The following is a 19,058-nucleotide window of genomic DNA, read 5'->3' as shown; positions in this document are numbered from 1 at the left end:
CGTTTACCGCGCGGCAACCTTCGTCACAGCCGGCTTCGATTCCGCCTGCACCGGCGCGGTTTTATCGGCGGGCGCATCGAGCAACGGCTGCAACGCCGGCGCCATCGACTTCAGCAATTGCACCGCCAACGCACTCGTGAAGTCGTAACGCGCCGCATACGGCTCGTGTACCCACGCGGTCAGCGTGCCGTAGAAACGGTCGCCGAGCGCGAACACGAAGGTCGCGCTGCGATTCACCTTGCGCGACTCGATGAGCCGCGCGCCCTTCGCGTACACGTTCAACCGCTGGTCGCCGGTGCCGGTCTTGCCGTAGACCTGGAGCGTCTCGCCGTTCGGAAACGTCATGCCTTGCGCGAGACGCCGCGCGGTGCCGCCCGTCACGACGTCGCGCAACAGCATCCGGACCTCGCTGGCGATCTCCGGCGATACCTGCTGCTGTGGCGCAACCGCGGCGCGCCGGAAATGCGTTTCATACGGCGTGTCTTTCGCGAAGTCGATTTGCGTGAGCGTTTCGGTCGGCACCTTGTTGCCGTCGTTCCCGATCACGCCGATCAGTTGCGCGAGCGCCGCGGGCCGGTCGCCCGACGCGCCGATCGCCGCCGCATACGACGGCGTGAGGTTCGCGAACGGATAGCCGAGCGCCTGCCACGACTTGCCGATCGCGTCATAGGCGCGCAGTTCGACCATGCGCCTGATGCGGCGATCCTGGGTCGCGTGGTAACGGGTCTTGAAGAGCCACGAGTAAGTCGACAGGCGCACGTCCTGGCTCGCGCTTTCGATCTGCGCGAGCGTCGCATCCCGATGCGAGCGCAGATAGTTGAGCGTCCACAGCTCGAGCGGATGCACGCTCGAGATATAGCCGCGGTCGTTCAGATTGAAACGGTCGATACCGTACTTCACGTACAGATTCGCGAGGTCTTCGTCGTCGAGGATCGAAGCCGCCGGTGTGTTCTTCAGCGCCGCGCGCATCATCCTGTTGAACCATGCATCCGATTCGTCGGGCGCGACGCTGCGCAGCACGGTCGCCACTTTCGGCGGCGATTTGCGCACTCCGAGCAGCAGCAGCGAGAGCGCCTGATCGGGTGTCTTGCCGTGATACTTCGTGTAGAAGCGCTTCATGTACACGCGGCTTTCCTGATCCGCGAAACGCGTCAGGTACATCTTGCGGATCGCCGGATCGCCGAGCCATTGCGACGACGGTCCAGTGGTCTGCACCATTTCGTAGTGGACGATGTCGCGCATCAACCGCACGAACACGAGGTTCACCGAATGCTGGAACGCGCGATGCACGGTCAGGATGCGGCTGTTGTCGTCGGAATCGAAATTCGTGAAGGTCTGCGCGCCGCCGCCGGTGTAGAACGTCTCGCCGGGGCTCGCCGAGTACTTGCGTTCGAGGGCCGCGTCGAGCATCGGCTGCAACGAGTGGTCGCGCGTGTGCAGCAGATAGTCGATTGCCCAGCGCGTCAGCCGATCTCCCGGATCGGGATTGACCGCCTTCAACTCCGCGTTGCTCATGGACCCGTAGCGCGCATGCAGGTCGGAGACGATCTGCAGATACGTGACCACGGTACGCAGTTTCGCGGTCGAGCCGAGGTTCAGGCGCGCGCCGGAGTTGATGTCGAACGGCTGGTTCACGCTATCGGTTTGCACGCGCACGAGGTTCGCGCCACCATGCCGCTCGAACAGCGTAAAGCTGTACGCGATATGCGACGGATCGTCGGAAGCGCGCAGCATTTCGAAGCCGACGAGGCCCGCGGCTTTCGCGCCGTCGCGCGTCGCGGCGGCGGCGAGCCGTTCGGCGACGGCCTGCTGCACGGCGTTGTTCAGCGTGCCTTGCGCCTGCACGTCGAGGCGGTCGAGTTCGTAGAAGCTGCGCACACCGAGCGCCGCGAGCAGATGCGAGCGCATCGACGTCACCGCCTTGCGCGACACGAACGAACCGATGTCGGGCGCATCTGCCGACGCGTGATGCAGTTCGACGTGCGCGGCCAGCGCCGCATCGCGCAACTGCGCCGAGATCACGCCGCCGCTCGCGAGCAGTCGCAGGTAACTGTCGGTCCGCCGTTCGAGTTCCGGATAACCGCGCTGCAGGAAAAACGACGGCGCGCGCTGCGCGATCATCAATGACAGTACCTCGCGGAACGCAAGGCCCTGCGCGGCCAGATTCTCGTCGGTCGACGGCGCTTTGAGCAGGCGGTTGGTCTCGCGGAAATCGCGCCCATACCACGCGGCGAGACCGTCGCCGATTCCGTTGATTTCGCCGATGCCCGGCTGCGCGGCAAGCGGCACCGAGTTCAGGTAATGAACCACGATCTGCTGGCGCGCGGGCAACGTCTGCGGGCCGTTCAGATACGCGCGCACCGAAGCGGACGCGATTTGCCGCAGTTTTTCGGGCGGCGTCGCGGTGCGGCCGCCGGCCGAGTGGCGGAACTTCTCGATCTGCGTCGCGAGCGTGCTGCCGCCCGGCGTCTGCTGATGATGGTTGAAAAGACGCGCCCCCTGATCCACCAGCGCGCGGCTGAAGCGCCCCCAGTCGATCGCCGGATTGCGGTTCGGCTGATTCGGATCGAGCAGATAGCGATCCTCGATAAACAGCAGCGAATTCACGACGAGCGGCGGAATCGCGTCGAAGCTGTCGTAGACGCGGCCCGGAAAACGCGCGCTGAAAAGCGGCGCGCCGGTGCCGTCGAACAGTTGCAGACCGGCGGCATCCTTTTCTTCGTAGGGGAGAAAAAAACCGTCATCGGCGAGCGACAACATCCGCTCGGAATCGCGCGCCTGCGAGCCGATTTCGAAACCGCGTTGCAAAAGGCGCTGCTGGATCGAAGGCAGCAGCGCGTAGCCGAGGCGCATGTCGTACGGGCCTTTGTCGGCTGGCGGGAAACGGATCGAATGGCTGGGACCTTCGTCGACGGAAAAAGCCACGTCGCGGGTCAGTTCGGAAAGGTAGCGCGCCTGCAGCCGCGAGGTTTCGATCTCGATCTGCGCGAGGCGCGCAATGAGCGCTATCGCAATGAGGAGCGCCGCCGCGAGCCCCCATTTGAGCCAACGCCAACTCCGTACCGGTACAGTGCCGGTCGCGCGAAACGGAAACCGAAGCGGTGGCCGATTCATGACTGCTCTCCCCGAGCGATCGCCAGGTTGCGGGACCTGAACTTACTTCATTCAAATCAGTGTAGCGCGGAACGGGAAACCGCCATCGGTTCGTATTGACCCGACAGTGTCGCGGCTACAACACCTGTCGGCGGCGGATTACAAAACGCGAAGCGGCATGAGATATTGAACGTCTTCACGCCATGAAAAACCGCCGTTTCGGGCGGTTTTTCCGTTTTCTGGGCAGCGCTTTGCGGCTGTTTTACCGGGGCGTTGCAGGCGCTTTACGAACGCTTTACCGGATTCGCAGCCCGCTGCCCCGTCCTTTGCCCGGCGCTTCGCGTCTACGCGCGTGCTTTCGTCTGCGCCTGTGCGCGCAACAGCGCGATGAAACGTTCGGCCGGCGGCGACAGCACGCCGCCCTTGCGCGTGACGATGCCGAAAGTCTGCGACGGCGATTTGAGCCTGACCGGCACGATGCGCAGCATCTTGTGCCGCACGAACGGCCTGGCAATCGCGCTCGGCAGCAGCGATACCAGCTCGGCGCTGCCTTGCAGCAGCGCAACCGTCACGAACGTGGATGCCGTCGAAACCGGATTGTCGGGCATGTCGAGACCGGCAAGATCCATCTCCCGCTCGAGCAGCGCGTGCAGCGGCATATGCGACGGATACACGACCCAGCGATGCCCCGCCAGATCACGAAGCGTCATTTCCCGGCGCGGCAACGGCGGATGGCGATAGCCGACCACCACCGACAGCGGCTCGTCGCCAAGCGGCCGATACTGATACTTCGACGGATCGGCCGCGACCGCCGCGCGGCCCACCACGAGATCGAGCCGTCCATCGTCGAGTTGCGCGAGCATCCGCGCGCTCGTGTCTTCCACCACTTCGATCGACAGATCCGGCTGCCCGGCATGCAATTCGTTCAACGCCGGCACCACGCATTCGGGAATCGCGCCCATGATCGCGCCGATCGCGAGGCGCCCGCCGCGCCCCGAGCGTATCTCGGCGACGTCCTGACAAAGCGCGGTGAGGTCGGTGGTCACGACACGCGCGTAGCGGATCACGCAATGGCCAAGCTGGTTTGGGATCATGCCGCTTTTCGAGCGCTCGAAAAGCGGCGCGTCGAGCATCGATTCGAGCTCCTGCAATGCCTTGCTCGCCGCCGATTGCGTCATCGCCATCACGCCGGCGGCCTTGTGCAGCGACTTGTGGTCGTCGAGCGCGATCAGCAGATGCAACTGCTTCATGCGCAGTTTCGACAGCAGGATGTTCAGCGTATCTTTCATCGGGTTTGAGCCAGGCGAGGGTGAGCTACGAGGTGAGTCGTAAAAGCGATCACGGAATGGAAACAATTCAATATACCCGCGACGCGTGGCGCCGTATAGTCGGCGGCGGAGACATTCACTTGCGCGGCCTTGCGCGGGCCTACGCCTATCACGAACCCCCAGCACGGACTACGACGACACCATGAGCCAGCCCTCCCACTCCGCCGCCCAGCCTGCCCTGCGCGGCGTCTTCCCGGTCGTGCCGACGATCTTCGACGACGCCGGCCGCCTCGATCTCGACGGCCAGAAACGCTGCATCGATTTCATGATCGACGCGGGCTCGAATGGTCTGTGCGTTCTCGCGAACTTCTCCGAGCAGTTCGTGCTGTCCGATGACGAGCGCAACACGCTGATGCATCTCGCGCTCGAACACGTCGCCGGCCGCGTGCCCGTGATCGTCACGACCACGCACTTCAGTTCGTACCAGTGCGCCGCGCGCAGCCGCGCCGCGCAGGACGCGGGCGCCGCGATGGTGATGGTGATGCCGCCGTATCACGGCGCGACGATCCGCATCGGCGAGCGCGGCATCGAGGAGTTCTATCGCGCGGTATCCGACGCGATCCGGATTCCGATCATGATCCAGGACGCGCCGGTCAGCGGCACGACATTGTCCGCGCCGTTTCTCGCCCGCATGGCGCGCGAAATCGACAACGTGTCGTACTTCAAGATCGAAACGCCGCAGGCCGCGAACAAGCTGCGCGAGCTGATCGAACTGGGCGGCGACGCTGTCGTGGGACCGTGGGACGGCGAGGAAGCGATCACGCTGTTGGCCGATCTCGATGCGGGCGCGACCGGTTCGATGACCGGCGGCGGTTATGCGGACGGCATCCGCCTGATCGTCGACGCCTATGCGGCCGGCGACACCGAAGCCGCCGCCGCGCATTATCAGCAGTGGCTGCCGCTGATCAACTACGAGAATCGCCAGGGCGCCCTCGCATCGTGCAAGGCGCTGATGAAGGAAGGCGGCATCATCCGCTCGGACGCGGTGCGTCATCCGCTGCCGCGGATGCATCCCGCGACGCGCGAGGGGCTGCTGAAAATCGCGCGGCGACTCGATCCGCTGGTGCTGCGCTGGGGGCACTAAAGCGCATCGGGGCGCATGGGTTTGCTCCACGGTGGCCCGAGCGCCGGTTTCCCGAGCGTTGCGCCAAGCCCGGCGGGCTGGACTCCGGCACACGATTGCCGCTACCCTAGCCCCATGCAAAGTTTCTACGAAGCCACTGTCACCCGATCTTCCGCCTATGCGCCGCTCAACGGCCGACGCAGCGCCAATGTCTGCATCATCGGCGGCGGCCTCGCGGGACTCTCCACCGCGTTGGGGCTCGCCGAGCGCGGTGTTAAGGATGTCGTCGTGCTCGAAGCGCGGCAGGTCGGTTTCGGCGCGTCGGGACGCAATGGCGGATTCGTGTTCGGCGGCTACAGCCTCGATTGCGCCGACCTGCTGAAAACGCTCGGCCCGGTCCGCGCGCGCGAACTCTATACGCTGACCACCGACGCCGTCGATCTGATGCGCAAGCGCATCGCGCGCTACCGGATCGATTGCGACGCGACCGACGCCGGCGTGATCCTCGCGAACTGGTTCGACGAACCCGCGCGGCTCGACACGCAGCGGCGCCTGATGCGCGATTCGTTCGGCGTCGACTGGGAGCCGATCGCGGCCGATGAACTCGCCGTGCAACTGAAAACGAGCCGCTATCACGGCGGCCTCTTCGAGCGCAACGCGTTCCACTTTCATCCGCTCAAATACGTGCTCGGTGTTGCCGCCGCGGCCGCGCAAGCGGGCGTGACGATTCACGAGCGCTCGCCGGTCGTGAGCCTGCGGCCGGACGGCGCGGGCTTCGTCGTCCAGACGCCGCAGGCTGTGCTCGACGCCCGCCACGTCGTGATGGCGGGCGGCGGCTACGCGCGCAACGTGTACGCTCGCGTCGAGCGCGCGGTATTGCCGATCGCCACCTACGTGATGGCGACCGAACCGCTCGGCGCGCGTCTGCGGGACGCGATCAGCACACGCGCCGCGATCTACGACACCCGCTTCGCGTTCGACTATTACCGGCCGCTGCCCGACACGCGCATCCTGTGGGGCGGCCGCATCTCGGTGCGCAACCGGGAGCCCGAGGCGATCGCGCGGCTACTGCGACAGGATCTGCTGAAGGTCTATCCGCAATTGCACGACGTGCGCGTCGAGCATGCATGGGGCGGCCTGATGAGCTACGCGCGGCACAAGATGCCGCAGATCGGCCGCAGCGCGGACGGCGTCTGGTACGCGGTCGCCTTCGGCGGGCACGGGATGGCGCCGACCACGGTATCCGGCGAACTGCTGGCCGCCGCGATCTCCGGCGAACGGCCGGTGCCCGACGCGTTCGCGACGTTCGGTCTGACGCGCGCGTACGGCGCGCTCGGCCTCGCCGCCGCGCAGCTCACCTACACGGCGATGCAGACACGCGACGCGTTCGCGGCGCGCCGCCGGCCCGCGCGCCCGGCGGCCTGACGGGTCGCCCGATGGTCGCCCGACGGCCGCGTTATGGCCTTGTCAGGGCCCCGCGAGGCCCGTCGATATGCCGCCGCTCATGCCCGAGACCCGCGCCGGAGGCCGGTTTCGCCATGCTAGAATGCGCGCGTCACTGCCGCTCGAATCCACAATGAAAAAGGGAAGCAAGGCCGCCGAGCCTGATACCAACGGCATCGCGTCCGATACGCCGCGCGCCGACACCAGGCGTGTCGACTCGCGACGTGTCGACGCCCGGCGCAAATACGATCCCGAGCAGACGAAGCGCAACATCCTCGACGTCGCGACCCAGGAGTTCTCCGCGATGGGACTGACGGGCGCGCGCGTCGACGCGATCGCGGAACGCACGAACACCACCAAGCGCATGCTGTACTACTACTTCGGCAGCAAGGAAGGGTTGTACCAGGCGGTGCTGGAAAAGGTATATGGCGACATTCGCGCGCTCGAACAGGATCTGCACATCAGCGAACTCGATCCGGTCGAGGGCATGCGCGCGCTGGTCGAATTCACGTTCGACTACCACGACCGCCAGCGCGATTTCGTGCGCCTCGTGACGATCGAAAATATTCACGGCGCGAAATACGTCGAGCAGGTGAAGACGTTCAAAGGCCGCAACGTCACCGTTATTCACACGATCGAGGATCTGCTTGCGCGCGGGATTGCGGCTGGGCAGTTCCGCAGCGATATCGATCCGATCGATCTGCATCTGATGATCAGTTCACTGTGCTTTCATCGCGTGGGGAACCGGCATACGTTCGGTACCGCGTTTGGGCGGGATCCGTCGCATCCGCGCTTGCGGGCGCGGCATCGGGCGATGATCGTCGATGCGATTTTGCGGTTCGTGAAAAAGGACGATTGAGGCGGGTTGCCTCGACAGAATTGAGAACGGGATGTGGTGAGAGCCACATCCCGTTTTTACTGGCCGCCGCCCCTCCTAATCCACCAACACGATCCGCTTGATATCGCCGACCACGAAGATATACGACAGCGCCCCGATCAACGCGATCACGCCGATAAATACGAGCGCGCCGACGAACGAACCGGTTGCGGCAACGATCAATCCGACGACGAGCGGCGTCACGATACCCGCCAGATTCGCGGCAAAGTTGAAGATCCCGCCGGTCACGCCAAGCAGCCCTTCCGGCGCGATATCCGACACGAGCGTCCAGCCGAGCGCGGCCATGCCTTGCGCGAAGAACGCCACCGACAGAATCGCAATCACCACCACGTTGCTCTCGACATAGTTCGCGAGAATGATCGTCGACGCGAGCAGCAGGCCGGCGATGATCGGCAGCTTGCGCGCCACGTTCGGCGACTTGCCGCGTCGCAGCAGCCAGTCGGAGAACACGCCGCCGAACATCACGCCGATCGATGCCGCAATGAACGGCATGATCGCGAAGAAGCCGATCTTCAGCCACGCCATATGGCGCTCGGTGGCGAGATAGGTCGGAAACCACGTGAGGAAGAACACGAGCGTCGAATTGCCGGCGAACTGGCCGAGGCAGATGCCGGTCAGTTGACGATGCTTGAGCAGTTGGCTAATCGTGCGCCATTCGAAACCGCTCTTCTTCGGCGCGTCCGCGTCCGCATCCTTGTTGCGCTGCGTGAGACCACCGCCCGCCTCGATATAGTCGAGCTCCTCCTGATTCGCCGACGGATGATCGCGCGGTTCGCGATACAGGAACCACCACAGCACGCCGAACGCGATACCCACGCCGCCGACCACGAAGAACAGCGAACGCCAGCCGAACGCGCCCATCAACATGAACAGGAACGGGCTGAAAAACGCGAGGCCGATGTATTCGCCGACCGTGTAGGTGCCGGTCGCCATCGCGCGTTCGCTTTGCGGGAACCAGGTGGCGACCACCCGGCTATTGGTCGGAAAGCACGGCGCTTCCGATACGCCGAGGCCGAGCCGGAACGCGAACAGCGCGCCGATGCCGGTCACGAGACCTTGCGCGAGCGTGCACAGTGACCAGAACGTCATCGACAGGAAGTAGGTGAGCTTGCTGCCGAAGCGGTCGAGAAACAGGCCACCCGGAATCTGCGCGGCCACGTAACTCCAGGAAAACACCGAAAACAGCAGGCCCATCAGCGCCGCGTTGATGCCGAGTTCCTTCGTCAACTGCGGCGCGGCGATGCCGAGCACCGTGCGGTCGAGATAATTGATCATCGTGCCGGCTGCGAGCAGCGCGAGGATCTGGTAACGGGCTTTCGAACGGCGCGCGGTGCTCGCCGTACCGGGGCTTTGCGCGGATGCGTCCGCGGAACTGGGTTGAATCGATTGCGGCATGTCGGGCTTGTCTCCTCGTCAGCTTGTGTGCCGGTCTTTACGCGGCCGGTTAACGTTGCAACAGCGATTGAAAGTGGGTGTACACGCGCTCGGCGTCCGGCTCGAGCCCGGTGAAGATGCGCATCGCGTCGACCGCCTGATAGACCGCCATGCCGCCGCCACTCAACGTACGGCAGCCAAGCGCCTCGGCCGCCTGCAAGAGCGCGGTGCGGATCGGGAAATAGACGATGTCGGCCACCCACAGGTCGCGATGCAGCAATTCGGCCGGCAGCGGCAGGCCCGGCAGTTTCGTCATGCCGGTGGGCGTCGCGTGAATCAGCCCCTGCGCGGCCGCCAGCGACTCCGCGAGCGACGCGCCCGCGCTGACCCCGGCCTTGGGGAAACGCTTCTGCAATTCGTCGGCGAGCGACTGTGCGCGCGCGGCGTCGACGTCGAACAGCGTCAGCGCCTGCGCGCCCATGTTCAGCGCCGCATGAGCGACCGCCGCGCCCGCGCCGCCCGCGCCGAGTTGCACGACGCGCTCGAGCGACACGTCCGGCAAGCCGCGCCGGAACGCGCGCGCGAAGCCGGACCAGTCGGTGTTATGGCCGATGCGCTTGCCGTCCTTGAACAGCACGGTGTTGACCGCGCCGAGAGCGCGCGCGTCATCGGACAGCTCGTCGAGCAGCGGAATCACCGCCTGCTTGCACGGATACGTGATGTTCAGGCCATTGAAGCCCATCCGTTCGGCTGCGGTAAGCAGGTCCGGCAGCGCGGTGGTGTCGAGCTTCAGCGCTTCGAGATCGATGCGCCGGTACACGTAATGCAGACCGAGCTTGCTGCCCTCTTCCTCATGCATCGCGGGGCTCAGCGAGCCGCCGATGCCCGAGCCGATCAGGCCGACCAGATACGAGTGCGGAGTGGCCCGCGAACTCGCCTGCGCATTCGCCAACGCGCCGATCAGCGCGTCCGTCCGGGTGTTTTCCTGAGTGTTCGCTTGAGTGTTCATTCAGCCGCCCTATTCTTAAGAATCGTCGCCATCCGTTCCAGCGCGAGCACGTAACCCTGAGTGCCGCAGCCGATGATGATCGCGTCCGCCACCGCCGACACATATGAGTGATGCCGGAACGCCTCGCGACGATGCACGTTCGAGATATGCACCTCGACGACGGGCTTTTCGATCGCTGACAGCGCGTCGGCGATCGCCACCGACGTATGCGTGTACGCCGCCGGATTGATCACGATGCCGTCGACCTTGGTGCGCGCCGCGTGCAGCCAGTCGATCAGTTGATGCTCGGCATTCGACTGGCAGAAGTCGATCGCGAGACCGAGGCGTTCGCCCGCGTCGCGGCACAGCTTCGCGACATCGTCGAGCGTTTCCGAGCCGTAGACGGCTGGCTCGCGCGTGCCGAGCAGATTGAGGTTCGGTCCGTTCAGGACCAGTACGGAGGCAAAGCTCATGACAACGACTCCTGCAAAGTAAGGCGCACGGCAAACCGCTGCACCCGCGGCGGTTCTTCGACGCGTAGCGAAGTGTGCGCGCATCCGCGTTCGTCGTCATTCGGGGTTTCTACGAATTTGTACCATCTAGTTAGTTTGTATAGACTGTCGAAACTCGCGGTTAGTGTGGGCGATTCTGGCCTGCGACTTGCTACAGTGCGTAACGAACTGGCTCATTTTTCGCATTGCAGCAAGACCGTCGAGCCGCGCCGGAAGTGCTTCAAACCGCGTAGCCACTCACGTTTTCACCCGTCTGATTGTTTCGCAGGAGCCGTTCATGCAACGTTCGATTGCCACCGTGTCGATTAGCGGCACCCTCGTCGAGAAGCTGACCGCGATCCGCGCGGCGGGCTTCGAAGGCGTCGAGATCTTCGAGAATGACCTGCTGTATTTCGACGGCTCGCCCGCCGACGTGCGCCGCATCGCGGAAGATCTCGGGCTGAAGATCATGCTGTTCCAGCCATTTCGCGATTTCGACGGCGTGAGTCCGGAGCGGCTCGAGCGCAATCTCGACCGTGCGAAGCGCAAGTTCGACGTGATGCACGAGCTCGGCACGGATCGCATCCTCGTGTGCAGCAACGTGTCACCGGATACGATCTGCGACGACGCGCTGATGATCGACCAGCTCGGCGCGCTGGCCCGCGCGGCCGGGTCGGCCGGCGTGATCGCCGGTTACGAGGCGCTTGCGTGGGGCAAGCACGTGAAGACCTATCGCCACGCATGGAAGCTCGTCGACGCGGTCGACCACCCGAATCTCGGGCTCGTACTCGACAGCTTTCATACGCTGTCGCTGAACGACACGCCCGACGCCATCGCCGACATTCCGGGCGAGCGCATTACGTTCGTGCAGATCGCGGACGCGCCGAAGCTCGCGATGGACGTGCTCGAATGGAGCCGCCACTACCGCTGCTTCCCCGGTCAGGGCGACTTCGATCTCGCGAATTTCACCGCGCAGGTCGTGAAGGCCGGTTACAAGGGGCCGCTTTCGCTGGAGATCTTCAACGACGGCTTTCGCGCCGCCCCCACGACGATCACGGCCGCCGACGGCCATCGCTCGCTGCTGTTCCTCGAGGAGCAGACCCGCGCGCTGCTCGAAGCACAACAGCAGCCGCAACAGATGGCGAACGAGCTGTACCGCTCCCCCGCCGCGCCCGCGCACGTCGGCTATCAGTTCCTCGAATTCGCGGTCGATCACACCACCCGCGCGCAACTCGCCGACTGGCTCGGCCGGCTGCGCTTTCGCCAGGCCGGCCAGCATCGTTCGAAGGACGTGACGCTTTACCAGCACGGCGCGGCATCGATCGTGCTGAATGCCGAGCCCGATTCGTTCGCGAATGCGTTTTTCCAGCAGCATGGTTTGTCGCTGTGCGCATCGGCGTTCCGCGTCGACGACGCGAGCCAGGCGTTCGAACGCGCGGCCGGCTTCGGCTACGCGCCGTTCTCCGGCCAGATCGGTCCGAACGAGCGCGTGCTGCCGGCCGTGCAAGCGCCGGACAGCAGCCTCAACTATTTCGTCGACGAAACCCCGGATCAGCCGACGCTCTTCGAAGCCGATTTCGTGCTCACCGACATCAACGGGCCGACCGAGGTCGGGCCGCTCACGCGCATCGATCACGTGTGCCTGTCGGTGCCGGCCAATTCGCTCGATACGTGGGTGCTGTTTCTGCGCACCGCGCTCGGCTTCCTGGCCGAGCCGGGCGTGCTCGTGCCCGATCCGTACGGACTCGTGCGCAGCCGCGCGCTGCGCAGCAAGGACGGCTCGGTGCGGATCGCGCTCAATGCGTCGGTGGATCGCCATACGGCGGTGGCCGAGGCGCTGCACACGTATCACGGCTCCGGCCTGAACCACGTCGCATTCAGCACCGGCGACATCTTCAGCGCGATCCCCGAGTTCGTTGCCGATGGCGTGCCGGTGCTGCGCATTCCGCGCAATTACTACGACGACCTCGCGGCCCGTTACGCGCTGTCCGACACACTGCTCGAAACGATGTGCGCGAACAATATCCTCTACGACCGCGACGACCGCGGCGGCGAGTTTTTCCACGCTTATACGGAGCAGCTCGACCAGCGCTTTTTCCTCGAGATCGTCGAGCGGCGCGGCGGCTACGACGGCTACGGCGCGGCCAATGCGGCGGTGCGGCTCGCGGCGCAGGCGCAGCGGCGGAAGTAATGAAGAGCGACACGGCGGCTTCTTCCCGAAAAGCCGTCGCGCCGAAACGGATTGCTTCAGCCGCTGCTAACCCGAAGGTGTGGGCGCCCCCTGGCACGCCACCTGCGTCTCCGGTCGGGGCAGGTTCGCTGTCTCGATATAATGGCGCCTGCCTTGCAGTCCAGCCGCCCGCCTGCGACACACGCGGCGTGGCGTGGCGGACCATCAGACGAATCGCCGAATCAACGCCAGGAGAGATATGAAGAAGTTCGCTGTAGTCCTGTCCGTTCCGCTGCTGCTCAGCGCTTGCGCGTACTTCCAGAAAAATCCGGATGTCGGCGAGCCCGTCACCGACACCACGACGCAGCGCTCCGTCAGCGACGTGATCGCATGTCTGACCCAGATCGCCAATCATCATGACGCCGCGTTCAAGTCCACCGAGATCCCGCAGGGTCAGATGCTCGATTTCGGGGACTCGAACATCATCAAGGTGCGCAGCGACAATGGCGCGACAACTTACCGTTTCTACGCGGGCAAGCGTCATGTAAACAACCTGTGGATCGAATCGGCAGGTAAAACCTGTGCTCCATAAGGGGTTGCGGGTCAAAAAAACAGAAGTTCCGGGCGCCCGGATTTGATCTATTGCAACGTTCATGTCACGGTGTTACAGGACAATGGAGTCTTAAGAATCGTTTAAGACTTCGTCCTCATGATCCCCCGGACATGTCCCCGCACGAGGTGCGCTCCATGAACCAGCCCGAACCGAATACCAACGAAACACCGGCCAAACGGCCCACTATCCTGCGTCGCTTGCTGAGCCATCACGAACTGGCGACCCTGCTGCTGTTGCTGCACGCACCGATCGACGCATCCGCGAAACCCGAAATTCCGCAGCTTTACGAAGCCGGTCTCGTCGAGACCGTTGCGAATGACGCCGGCACGCCGCATATACGTCTGACGCAGGAAGGTAATGCGGTATTGCGAGGACTCGGCGTCAAGTAACGAAACCACACGCGACATCACCGTTCACGGCCGCGGCCGACGCCTTGCGTCGACGCGGCCTTCGTCATTGCGGCCCCTGCTTTCCGGCCGGGCGGTTCGCGGCGACGCAGGGAACCCCGGCAAACCCGCCCTTCAGCCGCTCAAGCCTGCCACACCCCATACCCCGCTTCACGCAACCCGATCGCCAGTTCGACTTCCATATCCTGCGCGCCGCGGTAAGGCATCGGATTGAACATCTCGTACAGTTCGGGCATCAAGCGAAGACCGTAATCGCGCACATAACGATTGGCCTGAATGCCGGCCTTGTGCCGGTCGAAGCGCAAGTCCGGATCGAGTCCCGTCATGCCCACATACACGCAAGGCTTGTCGAACCGGTAATCGGGATTCGCGCGGCGAAAGCGCGCCTCGTTCCAGACCCGGTCGTCGAGCGCGACGACGTACACGTAATAGTGATACCGACGGCCAGCCATAAGACAGAAAGGAAGCTCAGTTGCGCAGCGTGCCGTGCAGCAGCATCCGGTATTCGGTCGGCGTAACGCCGACCGTCGCCTTGAATTGTCGCGTGAACGCGCTGTGATCGGTGTAGCCGCAGCGCGCGGCGACGTCGGTGACCTTGTCGTGCGAAACCAGCAGCGCGGTCGCCGCATCGAGCCGCGTTTTCAGCAGCACCTGGCGCGGCGTCAGATGAAACACCTTGTGAAAGTAACGCTCCAGTTGCGCAACCGACATATCGGCCATCGCCGCCAGTTGCTTCAGATTCAGCGGCTGCACGTAGTTTTCCTGAATCGACTGCACGACTGCGGCGAGCCGGCTGTAGGCCGGGTGGCTGCTTTCGTCGGCTTTCAGATCGCGGGAAATGCCGGCCAGGCCGACCACCTTGCCGGCCGCGTCCCGCAACGGCTGCTTGGAAGTCAGGCACCAGCCCGGCTGGCGCCCCGGGTACAGATGCAATTCGAGCTGATCGAGCATCTGGTTGCCGACACCGATGATCGCCTTGTCCTGCGCGGTGTAGATGCGCCCGAAGCGGCGCGGGAACACGTCTTCGGCGGTCTTGCCGAGCAGCGCGGTCTTTTCCTTGAAGCCGCAGCGTGAAGCGAGCGTGCGGTTGACGAGCGCGTAGCGCGCATCGGCGTCCTTGACGAAGAACACGACGTCCGGCATCGCGTCGAACACCGGCTCGAGCAACCTGAAGTGCGACAGCATGCCGGACAGCGTCGTATCGTCCGGTTCGAGCGGATGAGCCAGCGTGTTCATCATGCGGGTCCCGTTGGTCCGTACCTTGGTTGAGTGCGTTCTGGGTGCGTTCGCGGATCGCCGCGCCGGCACGGCCGGGCAGCCTGCGCGTGCGGTCGATTGCGATCGATTATAGAGCCGCGCGGCGCCCGACAATATCCGCCGAGCGTACACACAAGACCGTCATCGCGCGGGCGCGGACACCTCGGCGGCACTCATCAGCGTGCCGATTTGCGCGGGGTTGAACGGTGGACGCGGCGCGGCGGCCGGCCAGCCGAAGTACAGATTCGCGGCCGCGCCGCAGATTCTTCCCTGGCACGGGCCCATCCCGCAGCGGGTCTGCAGCTTCGCGTCGCGCCAGTCGGCGCAACGGCGTACTTCGCCGACGCTCACGTCTTCGCAGCGGCATAGCAGCGTCGCGTCCGCGGGCGGCGTGCGCGCGGCTTGCCCCAATGCGAACGACGCCGCGACGCGCGCGCCGAAGCGCCGCCAGCGCGCTCTTTGCGCAAGGAGCGCTGGCAGCGTGGCGCGTTGCGCGGCGGCGCCGCCACTCGCCGCGAGTCCGGCGATCTCACCTTCCACGCAAGCGAGCTCCGCGCCGCCGACGCCCGTGCATTCGCCCGCCGCATAGACACGTTCGAGCGAGGTCCGCTGTTCATCGTCGACGACGATTTCGCCCGCTTCGTTGATCGCGCAGCCGAGCGCCTGCGCGAGCGTGACGTTCGGCAGCAGCCCGTAGCCGCACGCGACGCGCTCGCAATCGAGTGTCACGTCACGCTCGCCGCGCCGGATCGTCACCTGCCGCACGCGCTCCTCCCCATGCGCTTCCCGCACGATGCTGCCGGTCCAGTAACGCAGTCCCGCGAAACCGCGCGTGAGGGCGATCGCCTGACGCAGCTTCGCGGGTTCGCGCAGCAGCGACGCGCCGAAACGCGCGACGTCGGCTGCCGGCGCCTGCTCGACCACCGCGATCACGCGTGCGCCGGCTTCGCGCGCGGTGGCAAGCGCGGCGATCAGCAGCGGACCGCTGCCGGCAATCACGATCCGCTCGCCGCGCACCGGCATGCCGCCCTTGATCAGCGCCTGCAACGCGCCGGCTCCGGTCACGCCGGGCAAGGTCCAGCCGGCGAACGGCAACAGCCGCTCGCGCGCGCCGGTCGCGAGAATCAAACGGTCGCAGGAAATGGAAACGGCGCCGTGTCCGGCGGATTCGAGCAGCAAGCCGTGCGCGCCGAGCGGCGCGATCACACGGGTCGACGGCCAGTACGTGAAGCCTTGCTGCGTTTGCAACGTAGTAAGCAACGTATGCAGCGCCGCTTGCGGAGGATGCGCGGGACCTTGACGCCAGATCTGCCCGCCGGCGCGCGGGTTGTCGTCGATCAGCGCGACTGTCGCGCCTGCACGCGCCGCGGCGCGCGCGGCATTGAGCCCGGCCGGCCCGCCGCCGATCACCACGACGTCGAAATGCTGCGTCATGCGTGTCCCGCCGCGTTCCGTGTTTGCACGCGCTGGCCGTCGCGGCACAGCGTCTGGCAAGCGAGCGCGTGCGCGCGGCCGTCGATCGTCACGCGGCACTCCTGGCACACGCCCATTCCGCACAACGCCTCGCGCGGCTCGCCCTTGACCGACAGCCGCGAGCCGCTCACGCCCGCGATCGCCAGCGCCGCGGCCACGGTCGTGCCGCTTTCCACTTCGATGTCGCGGCTGTCGACCGTCAAATGGATACGGGCCGCCCGTGCGTCAGTCATGGGCCACCTGCTCGGCAAAACGGACCGGTAGATAAGGCTCGACAGGAATCGGCACGGCGCTGCCGGCGATCTGCGCCGCCAGCAGCTTCGCGGTGGCGAGCGAGGTCGTCACGCCGAGTCCTTCGTGACCGACCGCGAGCCAGACGCCAGACGCGGTAGCGGATACGACACCGGGCGCAAATTCGCCGGCCGGCCCGATCAGCGGCAGTCCGTCCGGCGACGCCGCGCGAAAACCGGTCCACGCGCGGATGCCGTTGAGCGTCGGCAGCGCCGGCAGATACTGCGCGGCGCGTTGCAGCATCCGCGCGAGCACGGGCATTTCGACGGCGGGATCGGTGGTGTCGAACTGACGCGATGAGCCGATCAGCAGTTGGCCGGTCGGACGCGGCTGCGCGTTGAACGCGACCGACGTGCCGGTTGCGTGATGCGCGCTCTTGATATAGCCCAGCTCGAGCAATTGATGACGGATCAGTCCGGGGTAGCGGTCAGTGATCAGCAGATGGCCTTTCTTCGGCTGCAACGGCAGGGCCGGCAGCAGTTGCGCCGCGCCGAGGCCATTGGCGACGACCACGTGCGCCGCGCCGATGCGCTCGCCGCCAGCCAGTGCGACGCCGCCCGCGCCAATCGACGTGACCGGCGCGCCGAGCCGCACGCGAATGTTCGCCGCGTGCGGAGATTGCGTGAGCAGCCATTCGGCGGCGGTCGGCGCATACACGATACCGTCGTGCTCGATCCGCAGGCCGCCCGCCATCGATTCGGCTAGCTCAGGCTCGCATGCGCGCAGTTCGGCTGCGTCGAGCAGTTGCGCGGCCACGCCTTGCGCCGCGAACGCCGCATGCATGGCGCGCGCGGCTTGCCATTCTTCTTCGTCGGCCGCGACCCACAGCGTGCCGCAGCGCGCGAACGCGTCGCGCGTACGCAACCGCGGCGCGAGCTGCAGCCACAGATCGCGCGAATAACGGCTCAGCGCCAATTCCGCGGGCGAGTCGTTCATCACGACGATATGGCCCATGCCCGCCGCGGTGGCGCCCCCGCCGATGCCCTGCGCGTCGAGCACGTCGACGCGCATGCCGAGCGCGGCCAGTTCGGCCGCGCACGCGGCGCCGACGATACCTGCCCCGACGATCAGCGCATCCGGGCTCATGCAGTGCGAATGCCCCATGCGAACGGATCGCGTTCGTCGAAACAGAGACGCCCTTCGGCCATGATGTGCGCGTGACCGGTGATCGTCGGGATCACGTGAACGCCGTCGCCCGCGGCGCGATAGCTCGCCTCGAACACGCTGCCGATGATGCTCTCCTGCCGCCACACCGCGCCCTCGGCAAGCTTGCCGTCGGCCGCGAGACACGCGACTTTCGCGCTCGTGCCGGTGCCGCACGGCGAGCGGTCGTACGCGTTGCCGGGACACAGCACGAAACTGCGGCTGTCGAGGCCGTCGCGCGAGCCGGGCCCGAACAGTTCGATATGGTCGATCAGCGCGCCGTCCGCGCCGGTGATGTTCTGGGCAATCAGCGCGTCGCGGATCGCGGAGCTGAACGTCGTCAGACTCGCGAGCCGCGCGGCGTCCAGTTCGTGTCCATGATCGGCGACGAGGAAGAACCAGTTGCCGCCCCAGCCGATATCGCCGGTCAACACGCCGTAGCCGGGCACGTCGACCTGCACCGCCCGGCGATAGCGATAGGCGGGCACGTTGCGCACGGCGACGCCGCCGTCAGCGTTCAGCGTCGCCTCGACCACGCCGACCGGCGTCTCGATGCGGTGACGCCCCGGCCCGATCCGCCCCATGTGCGCGAGCGACACCACGAGCCCGATCGTGCCGTGTCCGCACATGCCGAGATAGCCGACGTTGTTGAAGAAGATCACGCCGGCCGCGCAGGTGGGATCGTCGGGCTCGCATAGCAGCGCGCCGACCACCACGTCGGAGCCGCGCGGTTCGGTGACGATGCCCGCGCGCCAGTCGTCGAAGCGCGTGCGGAAAACGTCGAGCCGTTGCGCGAGCGTGCCGCCGCCCAGGTCAGGGCCGCCCGACACCACGAGGCGGGTAGGCTCACCGCCGGTGTGCGAGTCGATAATGTTCAGGGTTTTCATGACGCCCATGGTAGGAACCGCGGACCGGCGGGTCTTGGTGCGCGTGCGCGCGGATTGTGACGATTTGGGCATAGCATGGCAACCGCCATCCGTGGCGCGCGATGCATGCGGAACAGATCAACGCCTCGTTGCCGGATCG

General features: G+C 65.6%; 17 protein-coding genes. 6 read left to right on the top strand and 11 right to left on the bottom strand.

All coding sequences use genetic code 11. The annotated features are described in order from the left end of the window. Nucleotides 1-3 precede the first annotated feature (3 nt). The gene (locus QM685_RS13745) at nucleotides 4-3,114 is read right to left on the bottom strand and encodes a transglycosylase domain-containing protein (protein ID WP_415116730.1); all 3,111 of its coding nucleotides are present in this window, start codon (nucleotides 3,112-3,114) and stop codon (nucleotides 4-6) included. 323 nt (nucleotides 3,115-3,437) lie between these two features. Further along, on the bottom strand, nucleotides 3,438-4,382 hold the full coding sequence (locus tag QM685_RS13740; RefSeq protein WP_415116728.1) for a LysR family transcriptional regulator: 945 nt from the start codon (nucleotides 4,380-4,382) through the stop codon (nucleotides 3,438-3,440). A gap of 181 nt (nucleotides 4,383-4,563) precedes the next feature. Here QM685_RS13740 and QM685_RS13735 point away from each other — a divergent pair, with 181 nt between their 5' ends. The 3 genes from QM685_RS13735 to QM685_RS13725 all read left to right on the top strand — a co-directional run bounded on the left by QM685_RS13735 (nucleotide 4,564) and on the right by QM685_RS13725 (nucleotide 7,786). Then, a complete protein-coding gene (locus tag QM685_RS13735) occupies nucleotides 4,564-5,505 on the top strand; it encodes a dihydrodipicolinate synthase family protein (protein WP_415116726.1) in 942 nt (313 codons plus the stop codon). A gap of 114 nt (nucleotides 5,506-5,619) precedes the next feature. Then, nucleotides 5,620-6,909 carry an NAD(P)/FAD-dependent oxidoreductase gene (locus QM685_RS13730; protein ID WP_415116724.1) on the top strand — a complete coding sequence of 430 codons (1,290 nt, stop codon included), beginning with the start codon at nucleotides 5,620-5,622 and terminating at the stop codon, nucleotides 6,907-6,909. Between the two features lie 151 nt (nucleotides 6,910-7,060). Continuing rightward, complete coding sequence (locus QM685_RS13725) at nucleotides 7,061-7,786, top strand: TetR/AcrR family transcriptional regulator (RefSeq protein WP_415116723.1); 726 nt, start codon at nucleotides 7,061-7,063, stop codon at nucleotides 7,784-7,786. Between the two features lie 75 nt (nucleotides 7,787-7,861). Here QM685_RS13725 and QM685_RS13720 read toward each other — a convergent pair whose 3' ends face one another. The 3 genes from QM685_RS13720 to aroQ are packed head-to-tail and all read right to left on the bottom strand — an operon-like array spanning nucleotide 7,862 to nucleotide 10,660. After that, nucleotides 7,862-9,220: an MFS transporter gene (locus tag QM685_RS13720; protein ID WP_415116721.1), complete on the bottom strand. Its 1,359-nt coding sequence runs from the start codon at nucleotides 9,218-9,220 to the stop codon at nucleotides 7,862-7,864. A 49-nt stretch (nucleotides 9,221-9,269) separates the two neighbouring features. Further along, a complete protein-coding gene (locus tag QM685_RS13715) occupies nucleotides 9,270-10,208 on the bottom strand; it encodes a shikimate dehydrogenase (protein WP_415116719.1) in 939 nt (312 codons plus the stop codon). Further along, on the bottom strand, nucleotides 10,205-10,660 hold the full coding sequence (gene aroQ / locus QM685_RS13710; RefSeq protein WP_415116717.1) for a type II 3-dehydroquinate dehydratase: 456 nt from the start codon (nucleotides 10,658-10,660) through the stop codon (nucleotides 10,205-10,207). The genes QM685_RS13715 and aroQ overlap by 4 nt, the downstream gene beginning before the upstream one ends. Before the next feature lie 316 nt (nucleotides 10,661-10,976). On the opposite strand from aroQ, the gene QM685_RS13705 reads away from it, so the two are divergent. The 3 genes from QM685_RS13705 (at nucleotide 10,977) to QM685_RS13695 (ending at nucleotide 13,850) form a co-directional block, all read left to right on the top strand. Next, nucleotides 10,977-12,869: a bifunctional sugar phosphate isomerase/epimerase/4-hydroxyphenylpyruvate dioxygenase family protein gene (locus QM685_RS13705; RefSeq protein ID WP_415116715.1), complete on the top strand. Its 1,893-nt coding sequence runs from the start codon at nucleotides 10,977-10,979 to the stop codon at nucleotides 12,867-12,869. Between the two features lie 238 nt (nucleotides 12,870-13,107). Next, nucleotides 13,108-13,440, top strand: coding sequence for a hypothetical protein (locus QM685_RS13700; protein ID WP_415116713.1), 333 nt, complete (start codon nucleotides 13,108-13,110; stop codon nucleotides 13,438-13,440). Nucleotides 13,441-13,595: 155 nt separating this feature from the next. Beyond that, nucleotides 13,596-13,850 carry a hypothetical protein gene (locus QM685_RS13695; RefSeq protein ID WP_415116711.1) on the top strand — a complete coding sequence of 85 codons (255 nt, stop codon included), beginning with the start codon at nucleotides 13,596-13,598 and terminating at the stop codon, nucleotides 13,848-13,850. A gap of 140 nt (nucleotides 13,851-13,990) precedes the next feature. Here QM685_RS13695 and QM685_RS13690 read toward each other — a convergent pair whose 3' ends face one another. From QM685_RS13690 to QM685_RS13665, 6 genes are all read right to left on the bottom strand, one after another. Further along, nucleotides 13,991-14,320 (bottom strand): hypothetical protein, encoded by a 330-nt coding sequence (locus QM685_RS13690; protein ID WP_415116709.1) that lies wholly within the window; start codon nucleotides 14,318-14,320, stop codon nucleotides 13,991-13,993. Nucleotides 14,321-14,336: 16 nt separating this feature from the next. Further along, entirely contained in the window at nucleotides 14,337-15,104 is a 768-nt protein-coding gene (locus QM685_RS13685) for a helix-turn-helix domain-containing protein (protein ID WP_415117019.1), read from the bottom strand. Between the two features lie 162 nt (nucleotides 15,105-15,266). Further along, nucleotides 15,267-16,559 carry an FAD-dependent oxidoreductase gene (locus QM685_RS13680; protein ID WP_415116707.1) on the bottom strand — a complete coding sequence of 431 codons (1,293 nt, stop codon included), beginning with the start codon at nucleotides 16,557-16,559 and terminating at the stop codon, nucleotides 15,267-15,269. Next, nucleotides 16,556-16,831 (bottom strand): (2Fe-2S)-binding protein, encoded by a 276-nt coding sequence (locus QM685_RS13675; protein WP_415116705.1) that lies wholly within the window; start codon nucleotides 16,829-16,831, stop codon nucleotides 16,556-16,558. Before QM685_RS13675 ends, QM685_RS13680 begins: the two co-directional genes overlap by 4 nt. Beyond that, complete coding sequence (locus QM685_RS13670; RefSeq protein WP_415117017.1) at nucleotides 16,824-17,975, bottom strand: NAD(P)/FAD-dependent oxidoreductase; 1,152 nt, start codon at nucleotides 17,973-17,975, stop codon at nucleotides 16,824-16,826. The genes QM685_RS13675 and QM685_RS13670 overlap by 8 nt, the downstream gene beginning before the upstream one ends. Beyond that, nucleotides 17,972-18,928 carry a 4-hydroxyproline epimerase gene (locus tag QM685_RS13665; RefSeq protein WP_415116703.1) on the bottom strand — a complete coding sequence of 319 codons (957 nt, stop codon included), beginning with the start codon at nucleotides 18,926-18,928 and terminating at the stop codon, nucleotides 17,972-17,974. Before QM685_RS13665 ends, QM685_RS13670 begins: the two co-directional genes overlap by 4 nt. Nucleotides 18,929-19,058: the final 130 nt, after the last annotated feature.

Source organism: Paraburkholderia sp., assembly GCF_047605525.1.
In the GTDB taxonomy this organism is placed as follows: Bacteria; Pseudomonadota; Gammaproteobacteria; order Burkholderiales; family Burkholderiaceae; genus Paraburkholderia.
The sequence above is the reverse complement of the archived record's forward strand: the minus strand, read 5'-3'. Positions and strand labels throughout refer to the sequence as shown.